The sequence below is a fragment of the Pseudomonas sp. HMWF021 genome, from assembly GCF_003061005.1.
Classification (GTDB): Bacteria; Pseudomonadota; Gammaproteobacteria; order Pseudomonadales; family Pseudomonadaceae; genus Aquipseudomonas.
The window spans coordinates 1-8094 of record NZ_QAIK01000127.1; the positions used below are offsets into that span (position 1 = coordinate 1).

An 8094-nucleotide genomic window follows, 5' to 3' on the forward strand; every position below is an offset into this window, starting at 1 on the left:
TCTCCGCGGCCGTCTGATAGTCCTCATCCTGCGGCACCGGGCGTCCGGTGATGCAGCCCATCTGCCAGCCGATGTTGGTGTAGGTGCGGGTCGCCGACCAGATGAACAGCATCAGGTGCTCAGGATCCACCGGGGCCAGCAAGCCGCGCTCGATCCAGCTGCGCAGGCAGTCGACATTGCGCCGGGCTTCGGCGTGCAGCAGGTCGCGGCATTCGTCCGGTAGCTGACGGCCACCGAGCAGCAGCTCGCCGCTGAACACCTTGGCAATCGCCGGGTGCTCGCGGGCGATGCGGATGCGCGCGGCGACGTAGGCGCGCAGGCCGATCATGGGGTCGTCGCTTTCGCGTAGCGCCGCCGAGGCTTCCAGCAGCGGTTCGACGAACCCCAGCAAAACCTTGGAATAGAGGTTTTCTTTGGTCTGAAAGTAGTAATACAGATTGGCCTTGGGCACCCCGGCGCGGGCGGCGATGTCACGGGTCTGGGTCGCGTCGAAACCGTTGGCGGCGAACTCTTCGCTGGCGGCGGTGAGGATCAATTGTTCGTTGCGTACGCGGATGGCACTCATGGGAACACGATGTAAATGGTTGGCATGGGCAGATACTGACAAATTCGGTTTCGCAATATACAAAACTATATAGCGGTGAGGCCAGCTAACTCGTCGGACAGCGCTATGCTGGTTTGATCATTCGAATATCGGGGAAGGGGCATGGCTATTGAGGTCATACGCGCCACCACTGCTCAGTTGGAGGCGGTTGCAAAACTGTTCGACGCCTATCGCGGTTTCTATCAGCAGCCGTCGAACTTTGAGCAATCCCGTGCATTCATTGCCGAGCGCATGGTCGGCAACGAGTCGGCTATTTTCCTCGCACAGGATGAAAACGCCGAAGCGCTGGGTTTCGTGCAGTTGTACCCGACGTTTTCCTCGATCGATGCTCACCGAACCTGGCTGCTCAGTGACCTGTTCACTGCACCTGCCGCCCGTGGTCGTGGCATCGGCCGGTTGCTGATGAACATGGCGCGGGACTTTGCCCTGCAGACCGGCGCCAAGGGGCTGGTGCTGGAAACCGCCACCGACAACTTCACTGCACAGGGTTTGTACGAGTCGCTGGGTTATGTGCGCGACACGGGTTACTTCACCTACATGCTCGACTTGCGCCAGGACTGACTGGATTTTTGTGTAAATTTCCCGATTCAGTCTTTCCTCAAGCCACTGCTCTCTCTAGAATCCGCCCGGCCTCCGCAATGGAGGCTCTTTGATATCACCTGGCTTGATTCACATAGGGAAGACAACATGCAATTCGGGAAAATCGTGGCGCTGGGCCTGGTGCTTGCGCTGGGTGGCTGTGCCAGTTTCACCAAAGACGAAGTCGCGCCGGTCAAGCTGCCATCGATGGCCAGCTATGCCAACAAGCCCAATGTCTATGTGGATTTCGACTTCTATCAGGGTGAGCCGAAAAGCGCTTCGGCCGTAGAACTGCCGCAGGCGCGAGATCAGCTCAAGCCAGAGCTGCAAAAGATTCTGAGCGATTCGGGCCTGTTCGGCCGTGTCACCCTGGACGAGTTCCAGAAGCAACCGGGCGACTACAGCCTGCGTCTGAAAATGTACAACCATCCGCCGAATGCCGGTTCGATGGTGCTGGCGTTCATCAGTGGTTTCAGCCTGATGGTGATCCCGGCGTACGGCACCGATCAGTACACCATGAGCCTGGAAGCCGTGGACGGCGCAGGCCAGCCCCTGACCACCGCAAGCAACCATGATGCGGTCGGAACCTGGTTCGGCATCTGGTTCATTCCAATGATGGGCAACACCCCGAAGGCCGCGGTCAACGACACCTTCGCCCGTCAGGTCAATGCGCTGCTCAAGCAGATGATCGACAACAACACCTTGAAATACTCGGCACTCGAGACCCGTACTCCACGGGCTTGATGCCAAAAAAAAGAGCCGCAATCGCGGCTCTTTTTTTGCCCCTTATTTCAGGGCCTGGATGAACTGCGGATCGCTGTACAGTTCCTTCAACAGATCGCGCAGCATCGGGTTATAGGCGTTGACCGCATTCGGAATCGCAATGAAACCGAAAAAGCTGCTGCTCCACTGGCTGCTGACATTCTTGGTCGCGTCGTAGACCACATTCTGGCCGTTGAGCAGGGTGAAGCGTGCCGCGAGTTGGCCATCGCCGGTGCTCATGCCGGCAGACAGATTGTTCTTCACCACCAGCACCTTCAGTTGACGCTGGGCTTGTGGATCAAGCAGGCCGGCCTTGCGCAGTTCTTCGGTAATCGCGTCCTGGATGTGCGCCGGGATGCTGCCGGACGGCGAACGCACCGGATTGGCCCGAACGGTCAGCGAGCCTTCGCCGGATTCGGCAGTCACCTGTGGATTGCTCACCGCATGCAGGGGCGGGGTCTGCTTGAGCTTCTGGACGTTTTCGAAGCTCGGCTCATAGCGGGTCATGGTCATGCCACAACCTTGCAGCAGCACTGCCAGCATCGGGATCAACAACAGAGACTTTTTCACGGCATTTCCTTGCGTGAGGAATAGGGGGGCGAATTATGGGCAGAGTGCCATCATTGAGCAACCGACTTCGCCCGTGAGGCGCTCAGCGCTTCAACAGATTTTCGATCTGCGCCAGTTCCCAGGTACTGAGCAGGCTCACCGGGTCGGTGCCATAGCGGGTGTTGAAATGCCACTCGCGGCCATCCGGGGCGCGGCAGTGTTCACAGTGATGCAGGCGCTCACCCTCAAAATCCAGCAGCAGGCACCAGCCCTCGATATCCACTGCAAGCACTGCACTGTCGGCGCACGTCTCGCTTTTGTTGAACCCCCGCACACCCAGCGCAGCCTCGCGCAGGCGCTGGCAAACGTCGCGGGCGGTCAGCAATACAGTCATGGTCGTACTCGGTGGATGCAGGACGCGCCAGCATAAAGGTCGCATCGTCGGGTGTCAGCGATCACTGGCCCGAGCCCGGACATTTCCGTAACATCCGCAACCCTTCTTTTCGCGAACACCCTCGGCCACGCTCGCTGGCCGCTCAGTCAGGTAAGCCATGAAACCAAAACGTCTGCGCGCCGATGTCCTGGCCGGACTCACCACCTCGTTTGCCCTGTTGCCCGAATGCATTGCGTTCGCGCTGGTGGCTCACCTCAACCCGCTGATGGGCCTGTACGGGGCCTTCATCATTTGTACGCTGACCGCGTTATTCGGCGGTCGGCCGGGAATGGTCTCCGGGGCGGCGGGTTCGATGGCGGTGGTGATCGTCGCACTGGTGGTGCAGCACGGTGTGCAGTATCTGCTGGCGACGGTGTTGCTCGGCGGCCTGATCATGATGGCGTTCGGCTTGCTGCGTCTGGGCAAACTGGTGCGCATGGTGCCGCATCCGGTGATGCTCGGCTTCGTCAACGGCCTGGCGATCATCATTGCGCTGGCGCAACTGGAACATTTCAAGAGCGGCGAACACTGGCTCAGCGGCACGCCGCTGTACCTGATGACCGGGCTGGTGCTGCTGACCATGGCCATCGTCTACATTCTGCCGCGCCTGACCCGCGCGGTGCCGCCGGCACTGGTGGCGATCCTCGGCGTGGGCCTGCTGGTCTACCTGTTCGGCCTGCCGACCCGCACCCTCGGCGACATGGCGCACATCGCCGGCGGCCTGCCGACCTTCGCCTTGCCGGACATCCCGTGGAGCCTCGAAACCCTGCGCATCATCGCCCCGTACGCCATTCTGATGGCGCTGGTCGGTCTGCTGGAAACCCTGCTGACGCTGAACCTCACCGATGAAATCACCGAAACCCGGGGCTACCCGGATCGTGAATGCGTGGCGCTGGGTGCGGCGAATGTCGTCTCTGGCGCATTCGGCGGCATGGGCGGTTGCGCGATGATCGGCCAGACCGTGATCAACCTCAGCTCCGGCGGACGCGGGCGTTTGTCCGGGGTGGTGGCGGGGGTGCTGATTCTGCTGTTCATCCTGTTTCTGTCGCCGCTGATCGAGCGTATTCCGCTGGCGGCGTTGGTGGGCGTGATGTTCGTGGTCTCGCAGCAGACCTTCGCCTGGGCTTCGTTGCGGGTGTTGAACAAGGTGCCGCTCAACGACGTGTTGGTGATCATCGCCGTAACCACCATCACCGTGTTCACCGACCTGGCCACCGCCGTGCTCTGCGGGATCATCATCGCCGCACTCAATTTCGCCTGGCAGCAGGCCCGCGAGTTGTACGCCGATGAACATCTGGAAGCCGACGGCAGCAAACTCTATCGCCTGCACGGCACGCTGTTTTTCGCCTCGACCACGCCGTTTCTCAACCAGTTCGACCCGGCCAATGACCCGGCCAAAGTCACGCTGGATTGCCGGCATTTGAGCTTCGTCGATTATTCGGCGATTGCCGCATTGAAAACGCTGCGCGAGCGTTACGCCAAGGCCGGCAAGGAGTTGCAGGTGTTTCATCTGTCCGAGCGCTGCAAGAAACTGCTCAAACGCGCCGGCGTCGAACACCACTGATCCCCTGTAGGAGCTGCCGCAGGCTGCGATCTTTTGATCTTGTTTTTTAAAAGATCAACATCAAAAGATCGCAGCCTGCGGCAGCTCCTACAGGGGCGATGGGGTTATCTGGCGAATTTCCTGGCGCCGGCTACGCAGAGGATGACGCCCAGGGTCACCACCAGCATGCCAACACTCACCTGTTCATGCAGCAATGTCGCCGCCAGCGCCAGACCGAAAAACGGCTGCAGCAATTGTAGTTGTCCCACTGCGGCAATTCCGCCCTGGGCCAGGCCGCGATACCAGAACACAAACCCGATCAACATGCTGAACAGCGCCACATACGCCAGACACAGCCAGGCCGACAGGCTGATTTGGCTGAACGAGGCGGGCGCCAGCCACAGGCTGAGCAATGCCATCACCGGCAGCGACAACACCAGCGCCCAGCAGATCACCTGCCAGCCGCCGAGGACGCGCGACAGTTTCGCGCCTTCGGCATAGCCCAGACCACAGGCCAGAATCGCCGCGAGCATCAGCAGATCACCGGTGGGCGAGGCGGTCAGTCCTTGAGACAAGGCGAAGCCGACGACCAAGGCACTGCCGAGAATCGAGAACACCCAGAACACCGGGCGCGGATGCTCGCCGCCGCGCAGCACGCCAAAAATCGCCGTCGCCAGGGGCAGCAATCCCACAAACACAATCGAATGCGCCGACGTCACGTGCTGCAGCGCCAATGCCGTCAGCAAGGGGAAACCCAGCACCACGCCCAACGCCACAATCAATAACGACCACCACTGATCCCGTGCAGGACGCCGTTCGCGAAACAGCCACAACAGCGCTACCGCCAACACCCCGGCAATGGCCGCGCGGGCCACGGTGAGAAATACCGGATCAAACTCCAGTACAGCGAGGCGCGTGGCCGGTAGCGATCCGCTGAAGATCACCACGCCGATAAAACCATTGATCCAGCCACTGGTTTTTTCCAGCGCCGGGTTTGCCATGTTCGAAGTCCGTTCCATACAGGATCACGCTCAAAGGTGGGGTTGCTTTCGGGTCATCCTGAAGCCGAGAATCAGCACAATCAAATAATTGTCATGGATACATGCGCTATGCCGCGCTCACGCTACAAGACCCTCGTTGATGCTTACGCAGCGGATATTCGCTGCGGGCATCTGGCACCGGGAACGCGCCTGCCGACCCACCGCGAACTGGCGGCCCGTGAGGGCCTGGCATTGGTGACCGCATCGCGGGTGTACGCCGAACTGGAGGCCATGGGGCTGGTCAGCGGCGAGACCGGGCGCGGGACGTTTGTGCGCGAAACCTCGTTGTCGCCGGGGCAGGGCATCGATCAGAAGGATGTGGCAGTCGGCATGATCGATCTCAACTTCAATTACCCGTCGCTGCCCGGTCAGGCCGATCTGCTGCGCAATGCCTTGCGCCAACTGGCGCTGTCGGGCGATCTGGAAGCCTTGCTGCGCTATCAACCCCACGCCGGGCGTCAGCATGAGCGCGCCTCGGTTGCACGGCATCTGCAGGATCGCGGAGTGCAAGTCGATGCCGGGCAAGTGCTGATCGTCAATGGAGCTCAGCAAGGCCTGGCGGTGACGCTGATGGCCTTGCTCAAACCCGGCGACGTCATTGCGGCCGATGCGCTGACCTATTCCGGGTTCAAGGTGCTGGCCGAAGCGTTGCATCTGGAAGTGGTGGCCATCCCGGCCGGTGATCGCGGACCGGATCTGGCGGCGCTCGACAAGCTGTGCCGCAGCCGCTCGGTGCGCGCCGTGTACAGCATGCCGACGCTGCACAATCCGTTGGGTTGGGTGACACCGCTCGAACAGCGCGAGCAATTGGTCGCACTTGCCCGACGGCATGATCTGACCCTCATCGAAGACGCGGCCTACGCCTTTCTGGTGGAAAACCCACCGCGCCCCTTGATCGATCTGGCACCGGAACGCACCGTGTATGTGTCGGGACTTTCCAAGAATATCGCCACCGGCCTGCGCGTCGGTTTCATTGCCGCCCCTCTGCACAACGTGCCGGCGCTGGAACGCATCATCCGCGCCACCACCTGGAACACCCCCGGCGTAATGACCGCGATGGCTTGCGGCTGGCTCGACGACGGCACCGTCACCCTGCTGGAGCAACAGAAACGCGACGACGCCAAGGCCCGGCAAGCCCTGGCCGCCCAATTGCTGCAAGGCCTGACCTGCATCGGCCATCCGTCCTCTTACTTCCTGTGGCTTCCGTTGCCGGAAGACGTGCGTGCCGATCAGATCGTGGTGGAGTTGGTGCGCCAGCAGATTTCGGTCACCACGGCCGAACCGTTTGCCGTATCGGCACATGTGCCGCATGCGATCCGGTTGGCGTTGGGATCAGTGTCAATGGACGTCCTGCGCCAGGCATTGATTACCGTCAGAAAAGTCATCGGCGCTTATCTGTAAAAAGCTCCCTCGCCACAAAGTGATAGCCTTGCCTCAATTGCATCAGACCGTTCTGGATCGCCCGATGAAAAATACCGCTGCACTGCTTCTTGTCTTGACTGCAACCGCCGTCCTGTTCAGCTCAACCACCCACGCCGCAGGCGATCCCGCCGCCGGCGAAAAGATCTTTCCGCGCCTGTGCGGCGGCTGCCATCAGGTTGGCCCGGACGCGCGCCCGGGCTTCGGCCCGCAACTCAACGGCATCATCGGCCGACCTGCCGGGACGTCGGCCAATTACGTGTATTCCGAGGCAATGAAAAACTCCGGCAAGACCTGGGACCGCGACACGCTGACCGCGTATCTGAAAGACCCGAAGGGCGTGGTGCCGGGGACACGGATGATTTTCTGGGGCCTGAGCGACCAGGAGAAAATCGATAATCTGCTGGCGTACCTGCAAAGCTTTTCACTGCAGGAATGAGCGTTAAACACATATAAACATTGAATCCCCAAAAGCAAACGATCGCAGCCTTCGGCAGCTCCTGCAGAGGTATCTGTATCCCCTGTAGGAGCTGCCGAAGGCTGCGATCTTTTAGCGTCCGAACCAAGCGCCGAACTTGATAAGTCCGCCCCTTTTATCCGCTCCTGATCCGGTCATCGCTCACGTATCCATATATTCCTGAGCCCGAAGTCATTGCCATCGCCAGCGTCAGTGTCATTCCAGATCATCAGGGTTATCGTTCCAGAGTCAGGTGCCGTATAAACTCCACTGAAGGTGTGCCAGACATAATATTGATACAAGTTGACGGCTGTACCAGTGCGTGCACCGTTGGCCAAAAGGGACAGGTACGTTCCAAAACGCCCACCGACCGACACATCCGTCGCGGTGAATCCCAGGTCGTAAGTACTTCCAGCATTAACCGTGACATTGATTGACATGACTGCACCACTAAAACCACCGGGCGCATCGGTATAAGTGAAGGTCATGCCGTTTGTGAAATAGAACGTGCCTACGTAGCGACCAGACGGCACCCAGCCCTGAAGGCTGTTGCTGAAATCCCAGGTTATCGAGAGTTTTTGCCGCAGAACCTGAACCACCCATGGCGTCGAGTCCTCACCTGTCGGCAGCGGTCGGGCAACAAATTGTTGGGAGCCAACCGCCAGTCCCGAAATGGAGAATGTCCAGTCGCCCTTGCTGTCGGTGGTG

General features: G+C 60.3%; 10 protein-coding genes. 5 read left to right on the forward strand and 5 right to left on the reverse strand.

Annotated features, from left to right (window positions below):
- Positions 1-565, reverse strand: a 565-nt coding sequence (locus DBR18_RS17530; RefSeq protein WP_108591250.1) for a TetR/AcrR family transcriptional regulator, incomplete at its 3' end; no start/stop codon positions are given.
- A gap of 141 nt (positions 566-706) precedes the next feature.
- On the opposite strand from DBR18_RS17530, the gene DBR18_RS17535 reads away from it, so the two are divergent.
- Positions 707-1165 carry a GNAT family N-acetyltransferase gene (locus DBR18_RS17535; protein WP_108591251.1) on the forward strand — a complete coding sequence of 153 codons (459 nt, stop codon included), beginning with the start codon at positions 707-709 and terminating at the stop codon, positions 1163-1165.
- Between the two features lie 126 nt (positions 1166-1291).
- On the forward strand, positions 1292-1927 hold the full coding sequence (locus DBR18_RS17540) for a hypothetical protein (RefSeq protein WP_108591252.1): 636 nt from the start codon (positions 1292-1294) through the stop codon (positions 1925-1927).
- A 42-nt stretch (positions 1928-1969) separates the two neighbouring features.
- Here the strand turns inward: DBR18_RS17540 and DBR18_RS17545 are convergent, their stop codons facing one another.
- Complete coding sequence (locus DBR18_RS17545; RefSeq protein WP_108591253.1) at positions 1970-2515, reverse strand: hypothetical protein; 546 nt, start codon at positions 2513-2515, stop codon at positions 1970-1972.
- An 82-nt stretch (positions 2516-2597) separates the two neighbouring features.
- On the reverse strand, positions 2598-2888 hold the full coding sequence (locus DBR18_RS17550) for a hypothetical protein (RefSeq protein WP_108591254.1): 291 nt from the start codon (positions 2886-2888) through the stop codon (positions 2598-2600).
- A gap of 157 nt (positions 2889-3045) precedes the next feature.
- On the opposite strand from DBR18_RS17550, the gene DBR18_RS17555 reads away from it, so the two are divergent.
- Complete coding sequence (locus DBR18_RS17555; protein WP_108591255.1) at positions 3046-4491, forward strand: SulP family inorganic anion transporter; 1446 nt, start codon at positions 3046-3048, stop codon at positions 4489-4491.
- 104 nt (positions 4492-4595) lie between these two features.
- On the opposite strand, the gene DBR18_RS17560 is transcribed toward DBR18_RS17555, so the two are convergent.
- Positions 4596-5489 carry a DMT family transporter gene (locus DBR18_RS17560; protein WP_108591256.1) on the reverse strand — a complete coding sequence of 298 codons (894 nt, stop codon included), beginning with the start codon at positions 5487-5489 and terminating at the stop codon, positions 4596-4598.
- A 90-nt stretch (positions 5490-5579) separates the two neighbouring features.
- On the opposite strand from DBR18_RS17560, the gene DBR18_RS17565 reads away from it, so the two are divergent.
- Both DBR18_RS17565 and DBR18_RS17570 read left to right on the forward strand, forming a co-directional pair.
- A complete protein-coding gene (locus DBR18_RS17565; protein ID WP_108591257.1) occupies positions 5580-6911 on the forward strand; it encodes a PLP-dependent aminotransferase family protein in 1332 nt (443 codons plus the stop codon).
- Between the two features lie 64 nt (positions 6912-6975).
- Positions 6976-7368: a cytochrome c family protein gene (locus DBR18_RS17570; protein WP_108591258.1), complete on the forward strand. Its 393-nt coding sequence runs from the start codon at positions 6976-6978 to the stop codon at positions 7366-7368.
- Between the two features lie 173 nt (positions 7369-7541).
- Here DBR18_RS17570 and DBR18_RS28150 read toward each other — a convergent pair.
- Positions 7542-8094 (reverse strand): hypothetical protein (locus tag DBR18_RS28150; protein ID WP_158275054.1); only part of this gene is annotated, 553 nt, incomplete at its 5' end.